The organism is Streptomyces sp. NPDC016562, from assembly GCF_043076955.1.
In the GTDB taxonomy this organism is placed as follows: Bacteria; Actinomycetota; Actinomycetes; order Streptomycetales; family Streptomycetaceae; genus Streptomyces.
In genome coordinates, this window is sequence record NZ_JBIBRZ010000002.1 from 913,356 (window position 1) to 939,396 (window position 26,041).

Genomic DNA, 26,041 nt, shown 5'->3' on the forward strand with positions numbered 1-26,041 from the left:
GGGTGCGGGGAGGGGCGCTCCCCGGGACTGCCGGATCAGGCGCGGCGGATCACGATGTCGCCGGCGCTGGTGCGGCCGCGCACCTCGACCGTCTCCTCGGACCCCTCGGGGCCCTGCGCCGCCCCGAGCTCATTGCGGACGCGCCCGGCCGTGGACCGTACGTCCAGCCAGGCCGCGGACCCCTCGGCGATGCCGATCTCCAGCCCTCCGGCCGCCGTCTCCAGGGTGATCCGCCCGCGGACCACCGAGGCGAGCCGGATGGAGCCGCTCGCGGACTTGGCCGTGACGGAGGAGTCCGCGTGCAGGACGCTGATCGGCCCGTTGGACGAGCGGACCGTCAGGTCTCCGCGGATCTCCCCGATCGCGGTCTCGCCGTTGAGGTTCTTGATGGTGGCCGTGCCGTCGGCCCGGCCGACCCGCACCCGCCCCGACCCGTGGATCTCGACCTCACCCGTCGCGCGGTCCACGAGGACGTCCCCGTGCGTGGTCTTCAGTCGTACGGCCGCGGCCTCCTCCAACTGGATGTCGCCGGTGGCCGTCGTCACGTCGCAGTTGCCGAAGCGTCCCTCACCGATGAAGTCGCCGAGGCCGGTGGCGCCCTTCAGGTCCGAGCCCGCGGGCAGTTCGACGGTCACGTCGACCGAGCCGATCTTGCCGAAGGGCGAGCGCTTCTTGGGGCCTTTGAGGACGAGGACCCCGCCCGCGCAGGTGACCTTGGTGTCCTCGGCGGCCAGTACGTCCTGCTTGTTGCCGGGGTCGCTCGGCGTCACCTCGACCACGGTGTCGGTGCGCTTGCTCGCGACGAGCCGGAACCGCCCGAAATCGAACTCGAGGGTGGCGGAGAGGGGCTCGGGGGTGGCGAAGGTGGGCATGGCTGAGCCGTCCTTTGGCTGAGGGCTGAGGGCTATGGATGCGGTCGCTGTGGGCGCTGTGGCGGGGGGTACGGAGGCAGTGCGGGTGGGTGGACTACCGCACCCAGCCGGTGAACCCCTGCCCGGCCGCGGGCGTACGGCCGGTGGAGCCCTGTCCGGCCGCGGACGCGCGGCCCGTGCCGCCCGTCCCGCGGTCCGCCGTGGGCTCCAGGGCGGCGGCGACGGCGCGGACGAGCCAGGCGTTGACGGAGAGCCCCTCGCGGCCGGCGGCCTCTTCGACCCGGACCTTGAGCTGGGCGGGCGGGCGGAAGTTGATGCGGGAGGTGGCGCCACCGTCCTCGAAGTCCACCGACGCCGGCGGCGGGGGCGTGGGCGTGGGCGCCGGCGGCGGCGCCGGGGCGTCGAAGGTCTCCGCTGCGGGCGGGGCCGTGACCACGAACTCCGGGTCGAGCCCCCGCAGTCGTACGTGGACCGACCCTGGCGCCAGGTCGCGGGTGACCTCGTCCATCGCGTCGGACAGGGCGTTCAGCAGGGTGAGCCGGGCGGCCGATTCCAGCTGGGCGGTGAGCCGCTCGGCCAGGGCGAGTGCCTCGCTGCCGCCTGCTTCGGCGGCCACGCCGAGTTCGTGCCGCAGGTTGTCAACGTAGGGAGTGAGGTCCATAGCGCAAGCATGGCACCATCGTGGCGCCATGGCAAGTCGCATGGCGCCACAAGGGTGGCGGGCGACCGCTGTGGCGGCCGCCCGGAGTCGGGGAGCACGATGGAGAGGTCCGGACGACCCGCCCCGCTGGAGAAAGTCGTGGTGCTCATGACTGACCACGCCCACCCACTCGGCAGACGGCCCCTGGCCCGGGCGGCGGCCGCAGCCGCACTGGCGGTCGGCGCCCTCCTCCCCGTCCCCGGCTTCGCCCCGGCCCCGGGCCCGGCCCAGGCGCAGACCCGGACGGTCGCCGCCCCGGCCCAGAGCCGGTACGACCGGATCACCCTTCAGGCGCTCGACGACATCGTGAACGGCACCTACACCGCGGCCACGGCCCACTTCGACCCGAGGCTGGCCAAGCTGCTGCCCCCGGACGCCCTCGCCGAGGCCTGGGAGACCTACCAGGACGAGTTCGGCCGCTACCGGTCACACGGGGACCCCCAGGACGTCGCCTTCGGCGAGTTCACCGTCGTCAACGTGCCCCTGCGCATGGAACGCGGGCCCGGCGAGTTCCGCGTGACCTTCCATCCGGACGGAAGCATCGCCGGCCTGCTGTTCCTCAAGCCGGGCGTGCCGATCTCGTAGCCGCCCGTTCCGGCGCTGACCGTCCGGTGTCCGGGCTCACCGCTCTTCGTCCGCAGGAACCGGCATCTCCTCATGGCTCGGGGTGATGAATTCGGGCAGTCGGTACCCGAGCTCCTTCAGCCGAAGGGTGATGGCATGGGGGGACGCCTTCGTGGCATGAGCGGCTTTCAGGATGTGAGCGGGGTGGACCGGAACGGCATGGTGGAGCCAGGGGGCTACCGCGTCCAGATCGCGGCTGAGGATCCGGAGGTCGTCCGGCTCGGGAAGAGGCAGGAGCAGGGGGTGTGTGCGCAGGCCGAACTGCGTCAGCCGGTCGATGATGTGGTCGACGGTGCGACCGGTCGTGGAGGCGGCCTGCACGAGGTGAGCGGGATCGACCTCTTGGGTGACGTCCAGCCAGGGTGTTCGTCCCGTGCTCGTCAAGCTGAGGAAGAGCAGGTCGTCGGGTTGGTGTGGTGGCATCGGATGCGAGGGTGTGCGGTAGCCGAGCTCGGTCAGGCGGCTGATGATGTGCTGGGTGGTGTGTCTGGTCGTGGTCGCCGCTTGGATGATGTGAGCGGGGTGCACCGGTAGGCCGGGGTCGAGCCAGGGGCCCTCACCTGTGAGGTTCTCGCTGACGATGCGCAGGTCGCCCGGTTCGAGCTGCGGAAGGGGTGAGGCGTGCGTGGGGATGCCGAACTTCTCCAGCCGGGCGGTGACTTCGCCGGTGGTCATGGCCGCCGCGTCGGCGGCCCGGACGATGTGAGGGGCACTGACGGTGTGCTCGGGGTTGAGCCAGGGGCCCTCCCCGTCCAGGTCACGGCTGAGGATCAGCAGGTCGCCCGGTTGGTGTGGTGGCATGGGACGGGCGGGCGTGCGATAGCCGAGCTCCGTCAGCCGGTTGGCGACGCTGTCGGTGGTGCGCCCCGTCTTGATCGCCGCTTGGATGATGTGAGCGGGGTGCACCGGTTGGCCCGGGTCGAGCCAGGGGGCGCCTCCCGTGGCGTTCTCGCTGATGAGACGGCGGTCATCAGCCTCAAGTCGCGGCAGGGGTGAGTCGGGGGTCGAGAAGCCGAGGTGGTTCAGGCGGGCGGTGACCTCCTCGAGGGTCCGTCCGGTCCTGGCGGCGGCCTCCGCGATCAGCCCGATGCTCACCTGGGAGTCATGGAAGAACACTGACCCGATCCAGTACCGATTCGGCCTCGCGGTCTCCCACGTCGGGATCAGAAGGAAGATGTCGGACGGTACCGGGAGAACCGGGGTGGGGGGCCTTGGGGCAGCGAACCCAGGGAAGAGACCCGCGCTGGTCAGGGCCTGCACCCTGAAGTTGTCGACCCGCGGGTTCCTGCCGCGAAGTGACCAGACGTCCTCCTCCTCGGAGGCCGGATGCATGGAGGCGTCCTCCGGGAAGTATCCGCATGCGGTGATGTCCACCTCCCGACCCGCGATGCGCCACGGGGTGAAGCGGACCCGCACCGCTTCCGCGAAGATCTCGTCGGCGAGCCCCGGGCTTTCGTCGAGGACGCGGCCGAGCCAGCCGTGCCGGAACACGGAATCCTTCGCGTCGAGCAGAGCGGGAATCTCTTGCCGCAGCAGCCGCTCGATCTCAGCGGTGTCCGGGTCGATGATCCGCCGCCGGTCCACGGTCAGCCGGGGCGTATGCTCCCCCGACAGGTTGACCACTGCCCCGAAGCGGCGTTCGCCGGCCCACAAGCCGTCGGCCAGGACCGCCCCGGAGGTACTGCACCACCACACCGCGGGTGTCGAGCAGGCCACGGTCACCACCCCGTCCTTGCGCACGGCGTCCGGGTGGTGGGGATCGAACGCCCCCAGCGGAGCCGCGTAGGACAGGACGTTCGCCTCCCAGCGCTGGTCGTCGCCCCGGTCGTCCTCCGCCGTGACCTCGAACTCGGACAGCCACAGGATGCGGCGCAGGACGTCGACGCAGGACACGACCTCCGACGACCGGAGCCTGAGCCGTACGCTGGTGTAGGCGTCGGAGCAGCGCTCCAGACGCTGGATGCGGAACAGGGAGCCGGGCCCGGCGATCTCGACCCGCAGGTGCTCGTCGGGCAATCCGTCGGGGGTCAGGCGGCAGGTGGTGACGGTGATGTCGTCCGCCAGCATGAAATAGCTGAGCACACCCACGCCGAACTGGCTGTTGGGGTACATGAAGATGCCGTGGTCCTCCCACCGCGCATGCTCCTCGATGTACTCCGGAAGGTCCGCGAAGCGCATGCCGGCGTGGGAGAAGACCTCTCGGAGCTCGACCTCTCCCATGCCGATGCCGTTGTCACGGCACTCCAGGTACGGGCCCGCCTCGTCGACGCCCTGACGGAAGGTGATCCTGCCGCGGTACGGCGCCGGCTGGGAGCCGGTGGCCCGCAGGTACTTCGTCCGGGCTTCGCGGTAGCGGCACGCGTCCAGGGCGTTTTGGTAGAGCTCCCGGATGGCGAGGGCGGGATCCCCGTACAGCTCCTCGCCCATCAGTAGTTCCTGGATGCGGTCGTCGGCCAGCCGGAAACGCAGTTCGGTCGATTCGTAGGCGCAGCGGCCGTTCGCCTCGGCCGCCGGGGTGACCTGCTCGGCGGTGACGTGGCGCGGCAGGTTGCGCAGCAGGGTCGGCTGCTTCTCGTCCCCGGTGCGCATGTCGATCCGGGCGAGGAGGGCGTCGAGCGCGGCGGCGTGCTGGCGCAGGCCGAGATCGACGGCGAGGTGGCTGCAGGTGGCGCTCAGCACCCGGGTGCGGCCGCTCGATTCCCAGCGGAAGCCGTCCAGGGTGCGGTGCAGACCCGGCAGGTCCACCGCGTAGCCGATGCCGATGTGGTCCACCAGCATCTCGGGCAGGGCGATCGGGTCGATGGCGAAGCGGTGGGCGATGCGCAGCAGTTCCGCCAGCTCGTGGGCCCGGACCCGCTGCGCCGTCTGCGCCACTCCCATGTTCCGGGGCCTGGCCGCGGCCTCCTCGGGCAGCCCCGGGAGCCGGGGTGCACGCAGGAGCTGGGCCAGCAGCCGGGGCTCCAGCACGTCCTCCACGAGCCGCCGCTCCCTCGGAGGGCACTTGCCCAAGGGGACCGCCAGCCGGTCCAGCAGCGCCTCCACGGAGGTGGGGTCGTACAGCCGTGCCTGCCGGACGAGCCACCGGTGGAAGAACCACCAGCCGATCGCGTCGGACGCGTCGCGGTCCTTGCTCCGCAGTGCCTGGCGCACCAGCCGGGGCTGGCGCCGCAGGAACAGCTCGTAGCTGCGCCGGGCCGGGGAGGTGTTCTCGGCGTCGGCGAGGTTGGTGGGGTCGATCGCCCCGTAGCGGCTGGAGTTGTGCTTCCAGAACGCGGCGTGCAGGTACGGGTGCGTGACGAGGAGGAACACCTCCGCGGCGGAGAGCTCCAGCTCCGACGGGCGCAGACTGCTGTCGAGGAGCAGGCTGTCGGTCCACTCGGCCAGCCGGTCGGTGAAGGACAGCGACTGCCACGGATCACCGGTGAGCGCGGCACCGTCCCGCTCCGTCGTGAAGGCGGCCCGCGCGGTTAGGGCGGTGGCGGTGTCGCGCAGCAGGGACAGCCCCCGCTCGTCGGCGACGAAGTTCCACAAAGGGTGGTCCCGTGCCGCCGTCACCCACTCGTGCTCCTCGGACGCGCAGGCGCCCGCGTACCCGAAACCGCCGTCCGGGCCACCCGTGTAGGCGCGGTTGCGGGCGAGCACGATCTGGTGGCCGAGGTCGCGGGTGCTCATCCTGGGCTGGGGGACCCGCAGGCCCTCGACCGTCCTGCCCTGCAGTCGCGTGTGCAGGGCGTTGAAGACGTCGGTCATGGTGAGGTCGGGAAGGTGCTCGCCGCGGCGCCCGCCGGTCAGCTCGCCGCTGAGCCCCTCGCGTAACAGCCCGATCAGTTCCATGGTGAAGACGCTGCCGTCCGGTAGGCACAGGGAGCGCTCCGTCTCCGCGGCCGAGGTCAGGACGCAGGCGCCGGTGATCTCCATGTCCAGCTGCGTCGGCGTCTGTTCGTCCGACATGGACAGGGCCCGGCCGCTGAAGCAGCAGTCGATGATGACCACTTTGCGCCGCGCGGCTGACCCCGAGACGACCTCGCGGATCTCGTTGTACTTCACCGAGTGATAGGGGCGTTGGGCGCTGGAGTCCCGCGTCGCGAGGAGGAACGAGCGGTGGCGGCCGCCGAAGTGCCCGTGGCCCGCGTAGTAGACCAGCAGGAGATCGGTGGCCTCCGTCGCGGCGTCGTACAGGGCGTCCAGCAGCTGCTGTTGCGTCCCGTCGGGCGGTACGACGGTGCAGTCCTCCTCCGTCAGGGCGCTGACCCCGTCGCCGGTGAGCAGCCGGCAGAGGGCCGGCACGTTGTGCCGGACGCCGTCGAGGGGGGACAGCTCGCGGAACTCGTGGACGCCGAACAGGACGGCTCGCGAGCGGCCGGCTTCGGAGGTCACTCGTCCGTTCCCGTGGGCCAGTCGTCGTTCAGGCGCCGCAGCAGGTCGGTCAGTTCCTCCGACGACAGGTGGCCGATGTCCACCGTGCTGTCGCCGTGTACGAGAGTCTGTCCGCCGCCGGCCTCGTCGTCGGCGCCGGGACCCTGCTCGTCACCCTTCACGGAACGCCAGGTCGCGTACGCCACGGCGAAGTTGGCCATCTCGACACCGTTGCCGAGGATGACGTCAAGTGTCTCCAGCACGCCCATCGTGGGGCCGTCTCCCGCGGACGCGGACACCGGCAGCCGGGCCGTACCAGGGTCCCTGGCGAGCCACGACTGAAGGTCGACGAGTGCTTCCTCGTCGCCGTCCGCCAGAATGCGAATCTTCATTCCCCACCGTCCCGGATGGCCGAAAGCTGCAACGTGGCAGCGAGCTTAGCCAGGGCGGCGCCGCACGCCACGGGATCCGTCCATTCCAGTCCGGCGAACCGGCTCGTGCTCCGCCGAACGCTGCCGTGCGCCCCGCGTGCGCCCGGCGCGCACCCCGACGGAACGAGCGGGGGAGGCGGGCCGGACGACGCGGGCCGGACCGCCTCCCGTCCCGGGCTCAGAGCAGCGACGAGGCGGACGGGACGACGATCCCGTACAGGTCGGCGATCGTCGCGAGTGCGCCGTGGTGGAGCTGGTCGGCGGAGAGTTCGGCGACCTCCGTCCGCAGGGGGCGGGTCGCGCAGGCGTTGGCGACCACCGTGGGCTGGTTGCCGCGCAGGAACGCGCCCTCCGCCGTGAAGGCCACGCACATGTGGGTCATGAAGCCGGCGAGGATGAGGTTCTTGTGCCCCGCCGCGTCGACGTGGGCGCCCAGGTCCGTGTCGACGAACCCGTTGGGGACGCTCTTGACGACGACCGGCTCGCCCTCCACGGGCGCCACGCTGGGGTGGATCCGGCCGATCTCCGCCCGGATGTCGTACGGGGTGCCCTCGCCGCCGTCGTTCATCACGTGGATGACCTTCGTACCGGCGCTCCGGGCCCTGGCCAGCAGCGCGGCCGCGGAATCGAGGGCGGAGCGCCACCCCGTCAGCTCCATCACGCCCCGGGTGTAGGTGTTCTGGTAGTCGATCAGGACCAGCGTCGCGTCGGTGAGGGACGCCGGGGTCGCGTCGAAGCCGTTGAGCTCACGCAGGGTCGTCGTAGCCATGGAGGTGCCCTTTTCAGGAGTCGTTCGAAAGGTGAGGGCCGCCGCGCGGTGGGTGTACCCAGAACGCTACGATCGGCCGGTCGTGTCGGCAATGTCATCCAACTTGCAGATACCGACATCGCCCGAGTGAGCGGAGACCCCTTGAGCCCCGTCCGACGCTTCATCGTCGTCGTCCTCTTCGAGGGCGTGGACCTCCTGGACGTCACGGGACCCCCGGAGGTCTTCTCCCTGTTGCAGCGCGAGATGGGTCGCGAGACGGGTGATGACGCGACGGGTTACCGGGTCGTACTGGCCGCCCGGTCCATGGACCCCGTGACCACCGCCGCCGGGGTCCGCATCCTTCCCGACGTCACCTTCGAGGAGGTGTCGGGAAGCAGCATCGACACCCTCCTGGTTCCCGGCGCGGTCACCTGCGACAGCCGGGGCCGCGTGCGCGCGGTCACCGACCCCGACGTGGTCGGCTGGGTGAAGAGACTCGCAGGCACGACGCGGCGCGTCGCCTCCGTCTGCGTCGGCGCGCACATCCTCGCCGAGGCCGGACTGCTGGACGGCAGGCGCGCCACGACCCACTGGTCGACCGCGCGGCAACTGGCCGCCGAGCACCCGGCGATCGAGGTCGACGCCGATCCGATCTTCATCCGCGACGGCCACGTGTGGACGGGCGCCGGCATCAGCGCCTGCCTCGACCTGTCACTGGCCCTCGTCGCCGACGACTTCGGTGAGGCCCTCGCGCTGCGCGTCGCCCGGCAGCTCGTGATGTACCTGAAACGGCCGAGCGGGCAGAGCCAGTTCAGCGTCCCGCTGGAGCCGCTGTCGACCACGCGGCGCATGGACGAACTGCGGCACTACGTCACGCGCAACCTCGCGGAGCCCCTCACCGTCGCCGATCTCGCCGCGGAGGTGCACGTGAGCGAGCGGCAGCTCACCCGGATCTTCAAGACCGAACTGGGCATGACCCCGGCCGCCTACATCGAGGCGGCCCGCGTCGAAGTGGCGCGCAACCAGCTGGAGTCCACGGACGCGACCCTCGAACGCATCGCCTCCACCTGCGGGTTCAACACCACCGACACCCTGATCCGGGCGTTCCGGCGCACCCTCGACACGACCCCGACCGCCTACCGGAACCGGTTCAGGTCCGCCGTCCCCGGCGGGGGTCAGGAGCCGCGTCGAACGTCCGCGTAGCGTCAGACGATGTCGGTGCGGCGCCCGCCCATCGGGATGACCAGCGGGGTGCCGGCGACCGGGCACTCGATGACCGCCGCCCGGAGGCCGAAGACCTCGTGGACCAGGTCCGGGGTGACGATCTCGGACGGCGGGCCGGCCGCGATCACCCGGCCGTCGCGCATGGCGATGAGGTGCCCGGCGTAGCGGCAGGCCAGGTTGAGCTCGTGCAGCACCATGATGACCGTGCGGCCCTCGGTGCGGTTGAGGTCCGCGACGAGTTCGAGCACGTCGACCTGGTGGGCCAGGTCCAGGTACGTCGTCGGCTCGTCCAGCAGCAGCGCCGGCGTGTGCTGCGCCAGCGCCATCGCGATCCAGACGCGCTGGCGCTGACCGCCCGACAGCTCGTCGATGGACCGGCTCGCCAGCTCCGCCGAACCCGTCGCCGCCAGGGCGGCGTCCACCGCCGCCTCGTCGGAGGAGGACCACTGGCGCCACCACCGCTGGTGCGGGGTGCGGCCGCGGGCCACCAGGTCGCGTACGGAGATCCCGTCCGGCGCGCTGGGGGTCTGCGGCAGCAGGGCGAGCCGCAGGGCGAACTCCCGCGCGGACAGGCCGGCGATGTCCTCGCCGTCCAGGTGGACGGCGCCGCCGGCCGGCTTGAGCAGCCGGGCCAGCGCCCGCAGCGCGGTGGACTTGCCGCAGGCGTTCGGCCCGACCAGCGCGGTCACCTTGCCGGCCGGGATGTCGAGGTCGAGGTCCTCGGAGACGATCCGGTCGCCATAGCCCAGGCGCAGCCCGTCCGCCCGCAGGGCGGTGGACGACAGGCCGGCGGGCGGGGTCTCGGTCAGCGGGGCGGTCATGTCAGCCTCCCTTTCCGGCCCGGTTGGTACGGGCGAGGAGTAGCAGCAGGTACGGGGCCCCCACGACGCCGGTGAGGACGCCGACGGGCAGTTCGGTCGGGGCGAGGACGAGTCGGGATCCCAGGTCGGCGAGGATGAGCAGCACCGCTCCGGTCAGCGCACTGGTCACGAGCGGGATGCCAGCGGTACCCGTGAGGCGCCGGGCGATCTGCGGGGCGCCCAGGGCGATGAAGGAGATCGGCCCGGCCGCCGACGTGGCCAGCGCGGTGAGGCACGTGGCGAGGATCAGCAGCGCGATCCGTGCGTGCCGCAGCGGGATGCCGAGGCTGCGCGCGGTGTCGTCGTCGTACTGGAGCAGCTGGTACGGGCGCGCGAGCGCGAGGGTCAGCGGCAGGAGCACCGCCAGCGCCAGCCCGGCCCACTGGACGTGTTCGTAGCCGCGGCCGTTGAGGCTGCCGGTCAGCCACACCATGGCGCGGGAGGCCTGGTCGATGTCGGCGCGGGCCAGCATCCAGCGGGTCAGGGCGATCAGGGCGCCGTTCGCGGCGAGGCCGACGAGGACGAAGCGGTAGCCGGTGATGGTGCCGTCCCGGTACGCCAGCAGGTAGATGACGACGGAGGTCAGCAGCGCGCCGGCGAGGGCCCCGAACGGGACCGCCCCGAAGGTGCCGGCGCCCGCCGCGGTGACCCCGCCGATCAGGATGGCGCCGACCGCGCCCGCCCCGGCGCCGGCCGCGATGCCGATCAGGTCCGGGCTGGCGAGCGGATTGCGGGTGACGGCCTGGAACACCGCGCCGGCCAGCCCGAACGCGGCCCCCACCAGCAGCGCCGTCAGGGCGCGCGGCAGCCGCAGCTGATGGACGATCAGGTCGGCGGCGCCGGAGCCGGTCCCCAGCACGGAGCCCAGTACGTCGGCGACGGGGATGGCGAAGGTGCCCAGCGAGACCGAGGCGATCAGCCCGGCGAACCCGGTCAGGACGAGGGCGAGCACGATGAACGCGACCCGGGGCGGCACGGCCACGCCGACGGGGCCGGCTTCGAACCGCAGGCGCCGCGCGGTCTTCACACGGCTCATCGGGTGTGCTCCTTGAGCTTGCCGCGCTTGACGAGCAGCGCGAGGAACGGTGCGCCGAGCAGCGCGGTCACCACGCCCGCCTCCAGCTCTCCGGGCCGGGCGACCATCCGGCCCACCACGTCGGCGGCGAGCATCAGCGAGGCCCCGCCCAGCGCCGAACAGGGCACCAGCCAGCGGGCGTCGGGCCCGGTGAAGGCCCGTACGACATGCGGGACGACCAGGCCGATGAAGGTCACGGGACCGGCCGCGGCGACGGCCGCACCGGTCAGCAGGACCACCGCCAGGGCGCCGAGGGCGCGGGTGGACTTGACAGGGGTGCCGAGCGAGCTGGCCACGTCGTCGCCGAGCGCGAGCGCGTTGAGCCGGCCGCTCAGCCCGATGGCGAGGGCGAGTCCGACGACGACGAACGGGAGCAGTTCCGAGCCCAGTTGCGCGTCTCGGCCGGCCAGGGAGCCCACCGCCCAGAACCGGTACTGGTCCAGGGTGCGTACGTCGAGCAGCACCAGGGTGTTGGTGCCCGCGTCGAGCAGTACGGTCACCGCCGCGCCGGCCAGGGCCAGTTTGGCCGGCGTGGCGCCGCCGTAGCCGGTGCCGCCGACGGCGTAGGCGACGAGGCCGGCCAGCGCACCGCCGAGGAAGGCGAACCAGATGTACTGGTACGAACTGGTCAGCCCCAGCATGCCGATGCTCGCGGCGACCGCGAACGAGCCGCCCGCGCTGATGCCGATCAGGCCGGGGTCGCCGAGCGGATTGCGGGTGATGTCCTGGGCCACCGCGCCCGCGGCACCCAGCGCGAGGCCGACGAGCAGCCCCAGGAAGGTGCGGGGCATGCGCAGTTCACGGACCACCACGGCGTCGCCGGCGTCACTGCCGGTTATCGCGGCCAGGACGTCGGAGAGCGGCACGGACTTGGTGCCGATCGCCAGGGAGGCGCAGACCATGACGGCCACGGTCGCGAACAGCGCCGTGAGCACCAGGGTTCGGGAGAGGACTCGGGGAGGTGGTGGAACGGCTGGGGCGTGGACCGCGGCGGCGCCGGCGGTGACGGGCTTCAGAGACACTCACACAAGGTAAGGGATGCCTAACCGAAATTCCCCCGCACCCCCCGTCTGGATTTGGCCACGAAGAGCGGCTACTCTTCACAACGCGTTTACTCAGGCAAGCCTTACCTAAGAACAACTGTTCCCTCTGGAGAACTGAGAACTGATGAACACCTTCACTCAGCGACGCCGCTCGGGTCGGTTCGCGTCTGCCGTCCTCACGGCAGCCCTGGCCCTCTCGCTGGCCGCCTGCGGTGGCAGCAGCGATGACAAGAAGTCGGCCGCCGAGTCGTCGAAGCCGTCCGCCGCCGAGTCGGCCGGCTTCCCGCGCACCGTCACCCACGACAAGGGCAAGACCGAGATCAAGGCGAAGCCCAAGCGCGTGGTGGCGCTGGACAACAGCCTGGTCGAGGCGGTCGTCGCGCTGGACGCGCCGCTGGTCGGCGGTATCGGATCGTACCGTGACCAGAAGGGCTTCCCGGCCTACCTCGGTGACGCGGTGAAGGACACCAAGGACGTCGGCCCGCTCGACAGCCCCAACCTTGAAGCCATCGCGGCCCTCAAGCCCGACCTCATCGTTTCGGCCACCGTGCGCCACGCCGACTTCTACGACCGGCTGAGCCAGATCGCGCCGACCGTGTTCGTCAAGACCACCGGCCCGATCTGGAAGGAGAACATCACCTTCCTCGGTGAGGCCCTGGGCCAGGAGGAGAAGGCCGCGGCCAAGCTGACGGCCTACCAGACCCGCGCCAAGAAGATCGGTGACGCGATCAACGCCAAGGGTGGCGGCGCCAACGGCAAGCCGACCTTCTCGGTCGTCCGCTTCGTCGACGGTCCGACGCGCATCTACCTGCCCAAGACCTTCAGCGGCATCATCCTGAACGACATGGGTCTGACGCGTCCGGAGAACCAGCGCGACGAGTCGAAGTTCAACATCGAGATCAGCGAAGAGCAGATCCAGCAGGCCGATGGTGACCACATCTTCATGACCACCTTCTCGGGCGGCGACGAGCGCAAGAAGAAGTTCCTCGCCAACCCGCTGTGGCAGCGTCTGAACGCGGTCCAGAAGAACCAGGTGCACGAGGTCGACGACTCCATCTGGATGACCTCGGTCTCCCTCCAGGGCGCCGACGTGGTCCTCGACGACCTGGCGAAGGCCTTCCAGGTGGACCCCGCCAAGTAGGCGGCGCTCCCACCCCAACGGACCGGCCCCGGTCGCGTACTTCACGAGTACGCGACCGGGGCCGGTCGTGTGATGTGGGGGATTTGATGCGGGGGGAAGAGGCGGGGCGTGAGGCGCGGGCTCGCTCAGGCCTCGCCCTCGATCCGGCGCAGCCGCTCCGCGTCGCAGGTCCGCGGGCAGGTCGCGCAGGCCCGGGCGGAGTCGAGGGTGTAGTACATGCAGCAGCCGAGCCGGGTGCGGGTCGGGTGCGGGTTGCCCCGGCGGTCGGCGAGGCGCCGGAAGTCGGCGCCGCCCGGGAAGGGCGCGATGGCGGTCGGGAGCAACTCGGTCGCCTCCCGCACCCCGTGCTCCTCCTGCCCCAGGGTGCGCCCGAGGTACCAGACGCCGGAGATGAGGTCGTCGGTGACCATGCCCCACAGGGCGTGGTCCCGGCGCCGGACCCGCGGCCCGAACGCGGCCAGCAGCGGCCGTACGTGGTCGGCGACGGCCGCGCGCAACTCTGCGCGCAGCGCCTCCTCGTCGGCCACCACCCGGACGCCCGGCAGGTGCGCCGCCGGGTCGCCGGGCAGGCAGGCGAACCCGGCCCCCGGGATGATTTCGTACGTGCCGGTCGACAGGTCCGCGCGCACCTCGCGCGGGCGGACGCGCGGGACGCGCCGCTCCAGGTACCAGGCGCCGCTCATCAGGAGGCTGACGGACCAGAGGTAGTCGTGCAGGGCGCGCGAGGCGGCGACGTCGGGGCGCGGATCGTGCCCGTGGCCCGCCCGGATGCGGGCGGCCTCGGCGGCGATGAAGGCGTCCAGGGCGCGCTGGTCCGTGGCCGGATCCGCCAACTCCGCGCCGTTGACCCAGCGTCCGGGGCGCACGTCCGCGGTCGCCACCCGTACGTCCAGCACGTCGCAGATCGCCGTGAGATGGGCGTACGTGCGTGCGAGCACGGCGGTGGCGTCCTGAGCGGGCCGTTCGGGCGACGCGACGCGCTGACGTGCGGTCATCGGTTCTCGATCATCTGCGGCACGAAAACTCCGGTACGGGAGAGTAGGTAAGCCTTACCTTAACCCAATGATCTATGATCATGGTGCACGCCGGGCCTCGTGTGTGAGGCCAGTTGAGGCTAAGGGTTGGCTAACCTAAGCTGGCGTGGCCGGCGGGTATCGGAATCCGTCGGCGCTGAGGCGTGCCGGAAAACATTCGCGCCACCCACCCCCACTGCCCAGGACTCGGAAGGGGCTCAGCCCATGCGGTTGTACCTGCTCGCACTCAACCCCACCGATTCGGTCACCGAGGGGTTCCTCCCCGCCGCGGCCCGGCTCGGCCTCGACGTCACCGTCCTCACCGACCAGCCCGAGGCGCACCGCCGCGTCGCCGGCTCGGACATCGAGGTCCTGGAGTGCGACGTCCGCGACTTCCGCGCCGTCATCAGCCGTATATCCACCCACCACACGCCCGACGCGGTGTTCACCAACAGCGATCACCTCCAGACCCAGGCGGCCCTGGCCGCCGACTACTTCGGCCTGCCCGCCAAGGACTGGCGGACCGCGCTGCGCGTCAAGGACAAGGCCCAGATGCGCCGCCACCTCGCCGCGAGCGGACTCGACACGGTGTGGTCCACGGAGCTGGCCGCCGGCCAGGACCCGGCCGGCCTCACCGCCCTCGACGTTCCCTACCCCTGCGTGGTCAAGCCCCGCGAGGGCGTCGCCAGCGAGGACGTGGTGCTGGTCGACGGACCCGAGGAACTCATCCTGCGCTGCAAGGAGATCCAGACCCGGCGGCCCCACACGCCCCTGGTCATCGAGGAGTACCTGGCCGGCGAGCTGTACACCCTGGAGACCCTCGGCGACGGACACGTCCGCCACGTCCTGAGCGGCTTCCACACCCTGCTGTCCGCACCCCCGTACTTCATCGAGGAGCGGCTGGTCTACACGCCGAACCACCCGGAACCGGTGGTGGAGCAGGTCCTCGCCCAGCTCGACGCCCTCGGCGTGGGATTCGGCGTCTGCCACACCGAATTCGTCGTCCACGAAGGACGCGCCCGCATCATCGAGGTCAACTACCGCGCCATCGGCGACCAGATGGACCTGCTCCTGACCCGGCTGCTGGACATCCCGCTCTTCGAGCACGTCCTGCGCACCCACCTGGGACAGCCGCTCCCCGCCGACCTGGGCGCGCGCACGGACGGCGCCGCCGTCGTCGACTACCCCTGCGCCCAGAGCGCCGGCACGCTCACGGCCGCGCCCGAGGCCGCCGACCTCACCGTGGACGGCGTGGAGCTGACGTACCGGCCGCTGCGCGAGGTGGGGGAGCGGCACGAGCTCTACCACACCAACCGCGACTACATCGGAGTGCTGCGGGCGATCGGCCCGGACCAGGAGACCGTGGAGCGGGTCGCCGCCGAGTACCTCGCGGCCCAGCGGTGGGAGTTCACCCCGTGACCACGACCGCCCCGGCCACCGCCACCCCGCAGGTCGTCGCGCAGGCCGTCCCGCAGGCCGCGCCGCACCGCGCCACGCCCGCCGACACCACCGAAGCGCAACTGCTGCTCCGCCTCCTCGGCGCGCTCCTGCGCGAGGACGTCGTCGGCCTGCGCACCCGCACCACCACCGTCGACCGCCCGGACGGCCGCTGGCTGCGGCTGCCCGCCGACGACGGCGACGCGCTGCTCCTCCCGGTCGTCGAGGACGGCTACCAGAGCGAGTACGCCGCCCGGCTGCCGCTGCTCGCCCGGGAGTCCGACGGGCGCGAACTGACCACCCACGACGAGGTCCTGGGCGCCCTGAGCGCGCTCGCCGACCCCGTCGACCGGGGCGGCTTCGACGCCTTCGCCGAGGAGTGCCGCCAGACCCTCGCCACCATGCGGCTGCACGCCGACACCGCGGACGAGGTCGCCGCCGCCCTGACCGCCGGCACCCTCGCCGCCACGCGCGGCGCCGACCCCGCCGACTGGACCGGTCTCGCGGGCGGACTCGCCTACGACACCCTGGCCGCGCGCCTGGACCACCCGGTGTACCCCACCGCACGCGGCCGCTCCGGCCTCGACGAAAGCCAACTGCGCGCCTACGCGCCCGAGTTCCACCCCCGCTTCGCGCTGCGCTGGATCGCCGTGCCGCAGCAGGACCTCACCGTGGCCGGCGGTCCGGCCGCGCTGCCCGCCGCCTGGCCCACCCCGGCCGCGCTCGGCCTGCCCGAGCTCGACCACAGCCACCTCGCGCTGCCCGTCCACCCGCTCACCGTCGGCGCGCCCCTGCGCGAGGCCCTGAGCGCGGCGGGCCTGGCCGGCCGGGCCGTCCTCGCCGAGCGCCCGTACCTCGACGTCGTCCCCACGCTGTCCATGCGTACGGTCGCCGTCACCGCCGATCCCACCCTGCACATCAAGGTCCCCATGGCCACCGCCACCCTGGGACTGCGCAACCGCCGGATCATCCGGCCCGGCTTCCTCGCCGACGGGGCCGCGGGCCAGCGCCTGCTGGAAACCGTCATCGCACGCGAACCGCGGTTCCAGGGCGTGATCCTGCACGCCGACGAGAGCGTCTACGCCCACGCCGGACACGAGCTCCTCGCCGCGCTCTGCCGCCGCTACCCGGCCGGTCTCGACGACGCCGTCGTCACCCCGCTGGCGGCCCTGCTCGCCGAAGCCCCCGGCGGCCGGCTGCTGATCGACCACCTCGCCGACCGGTTCTACGGCGGCGACCCGATCGCCCTGCTCGACGCCTACCTGCGGCTGCTCCTCGACTGGCAGACCACCCTGTTCGGCTACGGCATCGCCCTGGAGTCGCACCAGCAGAACATCTCCCTCGTGCTCGACCGCGGTCCGGCCGGGGACACCCGCGTACGGCTGCTGTTCAAGGACGACGACAGCCCGCGGGTCAACGCCGCCCGGGTCCGCGCGACGCTCGGCGCCGACGCCCCGCTCGGCTTCGACGACGTCCGCGCCCTGTGCGACGACGACCGCCCGCTCACCGACATGTTCACCACGATCACCCTGCACCTGTGCGCCGGCTCGTACGCCTTCGGGCTGGCGCGCCACGGCCGCGCCGAGGCTGCGGCGCTGCTGGAACTCGTACGCGACCGGCTGACCGAGGCCGTCGAACGGCTCGGCACCGGACCCGGCGAGCCCGGCGCCACGCTGCGCGCCCAGGTCCTGGACGCCGCGCAGCTCCCCGTCAAGGCGATGGTCAGCGCCGGAAGCCTGCTCAGCAAGGAGCGCTCGGGCGCCGCCGACATCAACAAGCACTACACGACCGGCCCCAACTACCTGCGCAGAGTGGAGGGTTCCCCATGAGCGCGAGCGCACCCCCGGACCGGCGCCACGGGACGGCCTCCCCGATGGCCGCTCCGGTGGCTCCGGTAGCTCCGGCGGCTCCGGCCGCGACAGTAACGCCGGCCGCGACAACAGCTCCGGCCGCCCCGGCAGCCCAGGTCGTTTCGCCCGCGCCCGAGAGCGCCACGGCCGTGCCCGAGAGCGCCACGGCCACGCCCGAGAGCGGCCCGGCCGTGCCCGAGACCCGGCCTGCCCTCGGCCGCAAGCAGGTGCACGCGGTCGCCGGATGCTACTTCGTGGCCTCCTTCGCCGCGCTCGGCCTGCCGCCCTTCCTCACCGAGATCCTCCCGGGACTCGGCGACCGCGACGCCAGCTGGGCCGGCGTGCTCTACATCGTCCCGACCGTCTTCGCGGCCGTCGGCGCCCCCCTGTGGGGCCGCCTCGCCGACCGCTTCGGCCGCAAGCGGCTGCTGCTGCGCGCCCAGTTGGGCCTGGCCGCCTCCTTCCTGCTGGCCGGCTGGGCCGACTCGATCGCCACCTTCACCCTGGCCCTGGTCCTCCAGGGCATCCTCGGCGGCACCTTCGCCGCCTCCAACGGCTACCTGGGCGCCGGTCTGGAGGGCCCGGACCTGTCCCGCGCCCTGACCCTGATGCAGGGCGCGGCCCGCGCCGCCCTCGTCTTCGCCCCGATCGTGGTGGGCGGCCTGTCGCCCTGGCTGTCCCCGCACCGCCAGTACGCCCTGCTCGCCGTCCTGCCGCTGACGGCCGCGCTGTTGATCGCCGCGCTGCCCGAGTCACGCGGCGTGAAGGCGCAGCCCCGTACCCCCGCAGCCGGCGAACCGTCCGACGGCGGCGCGGCGGCGGCGCCTCAGGCCGAGGACGCCCGCACCGAGCGCGTCATCTCGCTGCGCGGTCTGTACGCCCTGGAGTTCGCCTTCGTCTTCTCCACGGTCATCTCCTTCCCGTACCTGATCTCCCTCATCGAGGAGCGGCTCCCCGGAACCTCCCCGGTGGTCTCCGGCGTCCTCTTCGCCCTGCCCCACCTGTGCTACCTCGCCGCCGCCATGTGGGTGCACTCGGCCTTCCACCGGCGCCCCCGCGCGGGCGTGGCGATCGGTTTCGCCTGCATAGCCCTCGGGCTGGCCGGACACGGGCTGGCCCACTCGCTCGCCACCCTGGTGGCCGTCCGGATCCTGCTGGGCGCGGGCCTGACCCTCGGTCTCGTCTGCCTCTCCGTGATGGCCTCCGACTGCGCCAAGGGCCGCGCCCCCGGCGGGCTGTTCGGCTCGATCGAGTTCTTCTCCAAGGCCGGTGCGGTCGTCGCCGGTCTGGCCGCCGCCGCGGGCAACAGCCTGTACGGGCCCACCGCGCCCGTGCTGACCGGTACCGCGGTGGCGCTGGCCACGGTCTGCGCGGCCGCCCTGCCGGCCGCCGGGCACCGCTCCGCCCGCACCCTTCGCTCCCCCCGCTCTCTCCGCACCCGCTGGAGCCGTTGATGTCTCTGACCGATGCCCTCGGTACCGCCTCCGCCGCGTCCTGCGCCGCCGTCGCCCCCCGCGCCGCCGCGGCCGGGCTGCCCACGGCCGACGAGGTGGTCGCCCACACCCTCCTGAACTGCCTGCTGCGTGAGCTGTCCGGTCCGGAACACCAGACCGCCGTCGCGGACGGACACCTGCTGCTGTGGCTGCCGCGCCGCGGGGTGCTGCTGCGCGCGGCCCTGCGCCGCACCTCGCTGCTGGGCGCGCACCGGTTCACGGGACCGGTGCGGGAGCAGCGGGACGGCGGCTGGGCCGAGCTGGACTGGCGCCGCCTCGCCGAGTACGTCCAGGACGAGCTGGCCCTGCGCACCGACGTGCGCAACGAGGAGTTCCTGGAGCAGGTCGCCTCCAGCCACCAGGCCGTCTCGGCCGCGCTCACCGTACGCGCCGGCCGGCCGGCCTCGGACACCGTGGTCGGGGACGGCGACGGACTCTCCGCCTACCTGGAGTCCGAGCAGTCCCTCGTCTTCGGTCACCGCTTCCACCCCACCCCCAAGGCCCGCACCGGCGACACCGCCTCGTGGCTCGCGTACGCGCCCGAGACCGGCGCCTCCTTCCGGCTGCGCCACCTCGCCGTCCGCGAGCACCTGATCGCGCAGGAGACCGCCGCCGAGGGAGCCGTCGAGGCGCTCGACCGGCTCCGCGCCGACGTGCCCGAGGGCTACCGGCTGCTGCCCGCGCACCCGTGGCAGTACGAGATGCTGAGCGAACACCCCGAGCTGCGCGCGGCGTTCGACCGCGGCGACATCCTGGACCTGGGTGTCGGCGGCAAGCCCTTCGCCGCCACCGCCTCGGTCCGCACGCTGTACGACGGGGACACCTTCCTCAAGTTCAGCCTCAACATCCGCATCACCAACTGCCTGCGCAAGAACGCCAGTTACGAACTGTCCGGCGCGGTCGCCCTGACCCGCCTGCTCGCCCCGGTCCTCGCCGACCTGGAGACCCGCTTCCCCGGCACGGCCATGCTGCGCGAGCCCGGCTACCGCAGCATCGCCCTGCCCGGCCCCGACGGCTTCCCGGACCGCTCGCTCCTCGAAGGCTTCGGCGTGATCGTCCGGGAGGGCCTGCTCGCCCGGCTCATGCCCGGCACCACCCCGCTGCTCGCCGCGGCCGTCGCCGACGAGTACCCCACCGGACCGGCTCACATCTCCCGCCTCCTCGGCGCCTCCGGCGGATCGGCGCAGGCCGCCCTCGACTGGTGGGCGGCGTACCTGAAGCTGCTCGTACCGCCCGTCCTGGCCGCGTACTTCGACCACGGGCTCGTCCTCGAACCGCACCTGCAGAACGTCGTGGTCTGCGTCGACGAGGACGGCATGCCGGCCCAGGTCCTCTTCCGCGACCTGGAAGGCACCAAGCTGGTCCCCGAGCAGCACGCGGACCTCCTCGCGTCCCTGCCGGCCGAGGTCGCGGGGCCGATGACCTACGACGCCCAGCGCGGCTGGGACCGGGTCGTCTACTGCCTGTTCGTCAACCACATCGCCGAGGTGCTCGCCGCCCTCGCCGACCTGCACCCGCAGTCCGAGGCCGCCCTGTGGGCCCAGGTCCGCGCCACCCTCCAGGCGTACGCCGACCGGCACGGCTGCCCGCCGCGCCTGGCCGCCCTGCTCGCCGGGGTGCCGCTGCCCGCCAAGGCCAACCTGCTCACCCGCTGGGAGCGCAAGGCCGACCGCGACGCCGGCTACGTCCGGCTCGCCTCCCCGCTCGCCGAGGACGTGCTCTCCCAGGTGCTGGAGCAGCAGGCCGACGGCGACCACGACCACCACCACACCCGGAGCGCCCGATGACCACCCCGACGCCCGCGGTGCGCGAGCGCCTGCTCTCCCTCGGCCAGACCGAGCTGCCCGCCTACCTCTACGACCTGACGGCGCTGCGCGAGCACGCCGCCGCCGTACGGGCCGCCCTCCCGGAGCGGGTCGAGCTGTACTACGCCGCCAAGGCCAACCCGGAGGCCGAGATCCTGGCCGCCCTCGGCCCGTACGTCGACGGCTACGAGGTCTCCTCCGGCGGCGAACTCGCCCACGTGGCCAAGGCGATGCCGGGCCGCCCGCTGGCCTTCAGCGGTCCCGGCAAGACCCCCGCCGAGCTCACGACCGCCCTCGAACTGGGCGTGGAGCGCTTCCACGTCGAAAGCCTGCACGAGCTGCGGATGCTGGCCGCCCTCGCCGCCCGCACCGTCCCCGCCGCGTCCGCCCGCCCGTACCGCCCCGGAGTGCTGCTGCGCTTCAACCTGCCGCTGGCGGCCGCCTCCCTCGAAGGCAGCTCGCTGACCATGGGAGGCCGTGCGACGCCCTTCGGGCTCGACCCGGCGGAGGCCGACACGGCCGTGCGCCTGCTCACCGACGGCACCTACCCGCAGCTCGAACTGCTGGGCGTGCACGCCCACCTGGCCAGCGGCCTCGACGCGCAGCAGCAGCTCGCGGTCGCCGGGTCCGTCGTGACCTGGGCGGCCGACCTCGGTGCCCGCCACCGGATCCGGATCGCCGAGGTCAACGTGGGCGGCGGCATGAGCGTCGACTACGCGGCCCCGGAGCGCCGCTTCGACTGGGAGGCGTACGGGGCCGGCCTCGGCCGGCTCGCGGACGCGCATCCGGACCTCACCCTGCGGATCGAGCCGGGGCGCGCGGTGACCGCGTACTGCGGCTGGTACGCCACGGAGGTGCTGGACGTGAAGCACAGCCACGGCGAGGAGTTCGCCGTGGTCCGCGGCGGCACCCACCACATGCGCACGCCGGCCACCAAGGGCCACGACCAGCCCTGCAGTGTCGTTCCCGTGGACGAGTGGCCGCACCCCTGGCCCCGGCCGGCCGCCGGTGCGGAGCGGGTCACCCTGACCGGGCAGCTGTGCACCCCGAAGGACCTGCTGGCCCGCGACGTGCCCGCGCCGGGCCTGCGGGCCGGAGACCGGGTGGCCTTCGGGCTCGCCGGCGCCTACGCGTGGAACATCTCGCACCACGACTTCCTGATGCACCCGCACCCCGGCTTCCACTTCCTCACGCCGGAGGCTCCCACGTCCTGACGCGCGGGCGGGAGGGGCGGGCGAACCCCAGTTCGTCAGCGGCGGGCGGGCCCCGCCGCACGTCCGGGTGATTGTTCGGCGCCCAGGCACCTTTCGGCGTCCAAGGACCTTGGCGGCAGCGAAAGTTGCCCCATGATCATCGACTCTGACCCGATGCCCGGCGCCGCGCCCGACCCCTCCGACGAGCCCACCCCGGAGCCCGCCCGCCGCCCGTCGCGCCGCACCGTCCTCGCCGGCGCGGGCGTCGCCGCGGTGGCGGGCGCCGGTGCGCTCACCGTCGCCGCCGCGTCCGCCGGGACCGTGCAGGCCCCCGCGGGCGCCGCGGGCGCCGACTGGGAGACCTGCCTCGGCATCGCCCGGGCCGTCCTCGTACGGGACGACGAGGACCAGCCCCTGGTGCCGCGCTACGCGGACGTCCTCCTGAAGAACGGCCTGCCGCGCTCCCGCCGCCCCGCCAAGAAGGTGCTGATCGTCGGCGCCGGGCCCGCCGGGCTCACCGCCGCCCACCTGCTGCGCGAGGCCGGGCACAAGGTCACCGTCATCGAGGCCAACGCGAACCGCGTGGGCGGCCGGATCAAGACCTTCCGCACCGGCGGGCACGAGCGGTCCCCCGCCCCCTTCGCCGACCCCAAGCAGTACGCCGAGGCCGGCGCGATGCGCATCCCCGACAGCCACCCGCTGGTCACCGGTCTGATCGACGGCCTCGGGCTGAAGCGCAGGCGCTTCCACCTCGTCGACGTCGACGGGGCCGGCCACCCCGCGTACCGCACCTGGATCCACGTCAACGGCGTCCGCGTCCGCCGCGCCGACTACGCGAGCAACCCGCAGACCCTCAACCGCTCCTTCGGGGTCCCGGCCGCCTACGAGTCCCTGACCGCCGCGCAGATCGTGCGCAACGCCTTCGCCCCCGTCCGCAAGGAGATCGAGGGGAAGAAGGACCGGGAGCTCGTCGAGGGCTGGGCGCGCGTCATCCAGCGCTACGGCCACATGTCGATGTTCCGCTACCTGACCGAGGAGGCCAAGCTCGACGAGCGCACGATCGACCTGATCGGCACCGTCGAGAACCTCACCTCCCGGCTGCACCTCGCCTTCGTGCACAGCTTCATCGGCGCCTCGCTGATCAGCCCCGACACGGCCTTCTTCGAACTGCCCGGCGGCACCGCCACCCTGGTCGACGCGCTCTACGCGCGCGTCGACGACCTCGTACGGCTCGACCGCCGCGCGACCCGCATCACGCACGGCGAGGGCAAGGTCAGCGTCGAGACCGTCTCCGAGGGCCGCGACGGCCCCGTGGAGCGCGAGACCTTCACCGGTGACACCGCGATCATCACCGTGCCGTTCTCCGGGCTGCGCCACATCCCGGTCGCGCCCGCCCTCTCGTACGGCAAGCGGCGCGCGATCACCGAAATGCACTACGACGCGGCCACCAAGGTGCTGCTGGAGTTCAGCCGCCGCTGGTGGGAGTTCGACGAGGCCGACTGGAAGCGCGAACTGGAGGCGGTCAAGCCCGGCCTGCACCGCAGCTACCAGACCGCGCGGACCCCGGAGGACGGGAGCCTGCTGGGCGCCCACCCCTCCGTGCCCAAGGGCCACATCTCACCGGCCCAGCGCGCCCACTACGCCGCCTGTCGCCCCGTCACCCGCGACCAGCCCGAGGCGGCCCGGGTGATCGGCGGCGGCTCGGCGACCGACAACCCCAACCGCTTCATGTTCCAGCCCTCCTACCCCGTCGAGGGCAGCAGCGGTGGCGTGGTGCTCGCCTCCTACAGCTGGTCGGACGACGCCCTGAAGTGGGACTCCCTGGACGACGCGGAGCGCTACCCGCGCGCGCTCGCCGGGATGCAGGCGGTGTTCGGGCAGCGGATCGAGGTGTTCTACACCGGCGTCGGACGCACCCAGTCCTGGATGCGTGACCCGTACGCCTACGGCGAGGCCTCCGTACTGCTGCCCGGCCAGCACACCGAGCTCTTCCCCCACGTCCGCAAGGCCGAGGGCAGCCTGCACTTCGCCGGGTGCCACACCTCCATCAAGCCGGCGTGGATCGAAGGCGCCCTGGAATCCGCGGTACGGACCGCCCTGGAGGTCCACTCGGCGTCGTGAGCGCCGCCGCGCCGCCGCCGGCCGTGACCCGCGGGGGAACGGCCGGCCCGGCCCGGCTCAGCTCTCGGCCAGCACGATCAGCCAGTCCCCGTCGGTGAAGCGGAGCCGCTGCCGCTTGTCGGGGTTGATCCGTACGCCGTAGGCGGGGCCGGTGGCGGCCTGCGCGCGCAGCCGGTAGCCGACCGCGCACTCCCGGCGGCGCCGGGCCGACTCCACGAGCGTGGCGAAGGTGACCTCGCGATCGGTCCGTACGTAGTCCGTCACGGGCCTCAAATACAGTTCGTTGCCCTCGGCCCTGAACAACTCCTCGAAGACGCACGCCAGATGGCGGCTCTCCGAGATCTGGGTCATGAGGAGGCTGATCAGCCGGCCGCTGACGATGAAGTCGGCGCCCTCCCGTACGGGCGCGAGCAGCCGGTTGGCGTCGTCGGCCATCTCGGTGGTGAGCGCCAGCTCCCGGTGTACGGCCTCCCCGATGGCCCGCAGGTGCAGCAGCGTGACCAGCGTCCTGTCGTCCGTCCCGGAGCCGGTGGACGCGTCCGGCGCCGCGGTGGGGGAGACCGTGGGCGTCCGGTCCGTCTCCCCGACGACGATCACGCTGTCGTACGAGGGCACGTCCAGCTTGTCCAGCACCGCGGGATCGGTGATGTCCCCGCTGCGGAAGGTCACTTTGAGCCGGGTGCGGGCGGCCGCCAGCCCGCGGGCGCCGTACAGGGTCGTGTCGTCGCCGCGGGCGACGACGTCCAGGGTGGTGCCGGGGCCCACGTACTCGTCGAGCTGCTGCACCATCAGCGGGGCGCGGCGGTTCCAGCCGAGCAGGAGCAGGCGCTGGGCGAGCGGGGCCCTGGGCAGGGCGGTGACGATCGCCTCCTCGTCGACACAGGACGCCGCGTCCGCCTGGACGGCCGTGTCGTCGTCCTGCGAGATCAGGAGGATCCGCTCGGTCGGGTCGATCGTCGTGCCGGGGTCCGGGTTGAGCGCGACGGTGCCGTCAAGGCGCAGCAGGCCGACCACCGAGGAGGTGGTGAACGACAGCAGGGCTTCGCCGAAGGTGCGCCCCGCGAGGCCGCCGACGTCGGCGGTGTAGAACTCGTCGCCGGCGAAGTCCAGCAACTCCTGGTACACCAGGGACAGTCCGGGCTGCAGGGCGGTCTGGACGAGGAGCCGGGCGACGATGTCGTCCACGCACAGGACGTGCCCGCCGGGCCCCGCGGCCAGCCGGGCGGTGACGTGGTTGCGGGTGTCACGGACGGCGGCGACCACCACCGCGTCACCGGGTCGGGGGAGTGCCGCGCCGAGGGCGAGCAGCGTCTTCACCACGTGGGCGTCGCCCTCCTCCCCGTCGGGCGGCAGGACGAGCACGGCCTTCGCGGTCTGCGGACTCACCCTGGCCAGGACGACCGGGTCGGTGGTCGTCCCGTTGCGGCAGATGATCCTCGTCCTGCCGGTGTCGGGGACACTAGTCGCGATCTCCTCCTCCATCTCGACCTTGTCCTTGGGCGCCAGGACGGCGATGGCGGACCGGCGCTGGTTGGCGTTGGCCGCCACCAGTTCCCCGACCACGGCGAAGACCTGGTAGGACCATCCCAGGACGACCGTGTGCCCGGCCTCCAGGACGGTGGAGTGACCGCGACGCAGCTGCAGGACGCGCTCGTTGATGCCGGTGGTGATCAGGCTGACCAGCGTGGACACGAACAGCAGGGCGACCAGGGCGAGCGTTACCGAGGCGAGCACGTAGAGGGGGGAGCCGACCGCGCCCCCGATCTTGAGCGTCTGGCCGACGCTCACCCACACCGCGGTGAGCCGGCCCGCGAGGGTCGCCGGGGAGGACCGGTCGGCCCAGACGAGGACCGTGCTCGCCGGGACCACGACGGCCAGGCAGGCCAGCGCGAACCAGCCGATGAGCGCGGTGGTTCCCCCGGCCACCAGGTTGTCGAACCGGTACCGGAGGCGTGGCCGGAGGGGCCTCGTGTCCTGCTGCACCATCGGAACCCCCTCAGAGCGACCGCTTGTTAACCCCTCCCGGCTCCGATCGGTTACGGGTGACGGCCGCAA

19 protein-coding genes are annotated in these 26,041 nt (G+C 72.6%); 9 read left to right on the top strand and 10 right to left on the bottom strand.

Annotation, left to right across the window (positions count from 1 at the left end; translation table 11 throughout):
* Nucleotides 1-35: 35 nt before the first annotated feature.
* Nucleotides 36-872 (bottom strand): DUF4097 domain-containing protein, encoded by an 837-nt coding sequence (locus ACF059_RS11950; RefSeq protein WP_392054907.1) that lies wholly within the window; start codon nt 870-872, stop codon nt 36-38.
* A 94-nt stretch (nt 873-966) separates the two neighbouring features.
* Nucleotides 967-1,533: a hypothetical protein gene (locus ACF059_RS11955; RefSeq protein WP_392054910.1), complete on the bottom strand. Its 567-nt coding sequence runs from the start codon at nt 1,531-1,533 to the stop codon at nt 967-969.
* A gap of 147 nt (nt 1,534-1,680) precedes the next feature.
* On the opposite strand from ACF059_RS11955, the gene ACF059_RS11960 reads away from it, so the two are divergent.
* On the top strand, nt 1,681-2,157 hold the full coding sequence (locus ACF059_RS11960; RefSeq protein WP_392056637.1) for a DUF3887 domain-containing protein: 477 nt from the start codon (nt 1,681-1,683) through the stop codon (nt 2,155-2,157).
* Nucleotides 2,158-2,193: 36 nt separating this feature from the next.
* Here ACF059_RS11960 and ACF059_RS11965 read toward each other — a convergent pair whose 3' ends face one another.
* The 3 genes from ACF059_RS11965 to ACF059_RS11975 form a co-directional block, all read right to left on the bottom strand.
* The gene (locus ACF059_RS11965; protein WP_392054913.1) at nt 2,194-6,573 is read right to left on the bottom strand and encodes a caspase family protein; all 4,380 of its coding nucleotides are present in this window, start codon (nt 6,571-6,573) and stop codon (nt 2,194-2,196) included.
* Nucleotides 6,570-6,944, bottom strand: coding sequence for a hypothetical protein (locus tag ACF059_RS11970; protein ID WP_392054916.1), 375 nt, complete (start codon nt 6,942-6,944; stop codon nt 6,570-6,572). Before ACF059_RS11970 ends, ACF059_RS11965 begins: the two co-directional genes overlap by 4 nt.
* 217 nt (nt 6,945-7,161) lie before the next feature.
* A complete protein-coding gene (locus tag ACF059_RS11975) occupies nt 7,162-7,752 on the bottom strand; it encodes an isochorismatase family protein (protein WP_392054919.1) in 591 nt (196 codons plus the stop codon).
* 141 nt (nt 7,753-7,893) lie between these two features.
* Here ACF059_RS11975 and ACF059_RS11980 point away from each other — a divergent pair, with 141 nt between their 5' ends.
* Nucleotides 7,894-8,934 (top strand): GlxA family transcriptional regulator, encoded by a 1,041-nt coding sequence (locus ACF059_RS11980; protein ID WP_392054921.1) that lies wholly within the window; start codon nt 7,894-7,896, stop codon nt 8,932-8,934.
* 2 nt (nt 8,935-8,936) lie between these two features.
* Here ACF059_RS11980 and ACF059_RS11985 read toward each other — a convergent pair whose 3' ends face one another.
* From ACF059_RS11985 to ACF059_RS11995, 3 genes are read right to left on the bottom strand one after another with little or no spacing between them, the layout of a single operon-like run.
* On the bottom strand, nt 8,937-9,776 hold the full coding sequence (locus ACF059_RS11985) for an ABC transporter ATP-binding protein (protein WP_361952571.1): 840 nt from the start codon (nt 9,774-9,776) through the stop codon (nt 8,937-8,939).
* Nucleotide 9,777: 1 nt separating this feature from the next.
* Entirely contained in the window at nt 9,778-10,851 is a 1,074-nt protein-coding gene (locus ACF059_RS11990; RefSeq protein ID WP_392054924.1) for a FecCD family ABC transporter permease, read from the bottom strand.
* On the bottom strand, nt 10,848-11,912 hold the full coding sequence (locus ACF059_RS11995; RefSeq protein ID WP_392054927.1) for a FecCD family ABC transporter permease: 1,065 nt from the start codon (nt 11,910-11,912) through the stop codon (nt 10,848-10,850). Before ACF059_RS11995 ends, ACF059_RS11990 begins: the two co-directional genes overlap by 4 nt.
* 145 nt (nt 11,913-12,057) lie before the next feature.
* On the opposite strand from ACF059_RS11995, the gene ACF059_RS12000 reads away from it, so the two are divergent.
* Nucleotides 12,058-13,074: an iron-siderophore ABC transporter substrate-binding protein gene (locus ACF059_RS12000; protein WP_366868801.1), complete on the top strand. Its 1,017-nt coding sequence runs from the start codon at nt 12,058-12,060 to the stop codon at nt 13,072-13,074.
* A gap of 125 nt (nt 13,075-13,199) precedes the next feature.
* Here ACF059_RS12000 and ACF059_RS12005 read toward each other — a convergent pair whose 3' ends face one another.
* Nucleotides 13,200-14,069, bottom strand: coding sequence for a (2Fe-2S)-binding protein (locus ACF059_RS12005; protein ID WP_392054930.1), 870 nt, complete (start codon nt 14,067-14,069; stop codon nt 13,200-13,202).
* Nucleotides 14,070-14,312: 243 nt separating this feature from the next.
* Between ACF059_RS12005 and ACF059_RS12010 the strand changes: the two genes are divergently transcribed.
* From ACF059_RS12010 to ACF059_RS12035, 6 genes are all read left to right on the top strand, one after another.
* Entirely contained in the window at nt 14,313-15,506 is a 1,194-nt protein-coding gene (locus ACF059_RS12010; RefSeq protein ID WP_392054933.1) for an acetyl-CoA carboxylase biotin carboxylase subunit family protein, read from the top strand.
* On the top strand, nt 15,503-17,353 hold the full coding sequence (locus ACF059_RS12015; RefSeq protein WP_392054936.1) for an IucA/IucC family protein: 1,851 nt from the start codon (nt 15,503-15,505) through the stop codon (nt 17,351-17,353). Before ACF059_RS12010 ends, ACF059_RS12015 begins: the two co-directional genes overlap by 4 nt.
* Nucleotides 17,350-18,828: an MFS transporter gene (locus ACF059_RS12020; RefSeq protein ID WP_392054939.1), complete on the top strand. Its 1,479-nt coding sequence runs from the start codon at nt 17,350-17,352 to the stop codon at nt 18,826-18,828. Before ACF059_RS12015 ends, ACF059_RS12020 begins: the two co-directional genes overlap by 4 nt.
* Nucleotides 18,825-20,654 (top strand): IucA/IucC family protein, encoded by a 1,830-nt coding sequence (locus ACF059_RS12025; RefSeq protein ID WP_392054942.1) that lies wholly within the window; start codon nt 18,825-18,827, stop codon nt 20,652-20,654. Before ACF059_RS12020 ends, ACF059_RS12025 begins: the two co-directional genes overlap by 4 nt.
* Nucleotides 20,651-21,886 (top strand): type III PLP-dependent enzyme, encoded by a 1,236-nt coding sequence (locus tag ACF059_RS12030; protein WP_392054944.1) that lies wholly within the window; start codon nt 20,651-20,653, stop codon nt 21,884-21,886. The genes ACF059_RS12025 and ACF059_RS12030 overlap by 4 nt, the downstream gene beginning before the upstream one ends.
* A 153-nt stretch (nt 21,887-22,039) precedes the next feature.
* The gene (locus ACF059_RS12035; protein WP_392056640.1) at nt 22,040-23,986 is read left to right on the top strand and encodes a flavin monoamine oxidase family protein; all 1,947 of its coding nucleotides are present in this window, start codon (nt 22,040-22,042) and stop codon (nt 23,984-23,986) included.
* A 57-nt stretch (nt 23,987-24,043) separates the two neighbouring features.
* Here ACF059_RS12035 and ACF059_RS12040 read toward each other — a convergent pair whose 3' ends face one another.
* Nucleotides 24,044-25,972, bottom strand: coding sequence for an NAD-binding lipoprotein (locus tag ACF059_RS12040; protein WP_392054947.1), 1,929 nt, complete (start codon nt 25,970-25,972; stop codon nt 24,044-24,046).
* Between the last annotated feature and the right edge of the window lie 69 nt (nt 25,973-26,041).

Bases quoted from the DNA above. Each gene is read 5' to 3' on its own strand.
- ACF059_RS11950 (WP_392054907.1), bottom strand. From the start codon at position 872: ATGCCCACCTTCGCCACCCCCGAGCCCCTCTCCGCCACCCTCGAGTTC.
- ACF059_RS11955 (WP_392054910.1), bottom strand. From the start codon at position 1,533: ATGGACCTCACTCCCTACGTTGACAACCTGCGGCACGAACTCGGCGTG.
- ACF059_RS11960 (WP_392056637.1), top strand. From the start codon at position 1,681: ATGACTGACCACGCCCACCCACTCGGCAGACGGCCCCTGGCCCGGGCG.
- ACF059_RS11970 (WP_392054916.1), bottom strand. From the start codon at position 6,944: ATGAAGATTCGCATTCTGGCGGACGGCGACGAGGAAGCACTCGTCGAC.
- ACF059_RS11975 (WP_392054919.1), bottom strand. From the start codon at position 7,752: ATGGCTACGACGACCCTGCGTGAGCTCAACGGCTTCGACGCGACCCCG.
- ACF059_RS11985 (WP_361952571.1), bottom strand. From the start codon at position 9,776: ATGACCGCCCCGCTGACCGAGACCCCGCCCGCCGGCCTGTCGTCCACC.
- ACF059_RS11990 (WP_392054924.1), bottom strand. From the start codon at position 10,851: ATGAGCCGTGTGAAGACCGCGCGGCGCCTGCGGTTCGAAGCCGGCCCC.
- ACF059_RS12000 (WP_366868801.1), top strand. From the start codon at position 12,058: ATGAACACCTTCACTCAGCGACGCCGCTCGGGTCGGTTCGCGTCTGCC.
- ACF059_RS12005 (WP_392054930.1), bottom strand. From the start codon at position 14,069: ATGACCGCACGTCAGCGCGTCGCGTCGCCCGAACGGCCCGCTCAGGAC.
- ACF059_RS12010 (WP_392054933.1), top strand. From the start codon at position 14,313: ATGCGGTTGTACCTGCTCGCACTCAACCCCACCGATTCGGTCACCGAG.
- ACF059_RS12020 (WP_392054939.1), top strand. From the start codon at position 17,350: ATGAGCGCGAGCGCACCCCCGGACCGGCGCCACGGGACGGCCTCCCCG.
- ACF059_RS12030 (WP_392054944.1), top strand. From the start codon at position 20,651: ATGACCACCCCGACGCCCGCGGTGCGCGAGCGCCTGCTCTCCCTCGGC.
- ACF059_RS12035 (WP_392056640.1), top strand. From the start codon at position 22,040: ATGCCCGGCGCCGCGCCCGACCCCTCCGACGAGCCCACCCCGGAGCCC.
- ACF059_RS12040 (WP_392054947.1), bottom strand. From the start codon at position 25,972: ATGGTGCAGCAGGACACGAGGCCCCTCCGGCCACGCCTCCGGTACCGG.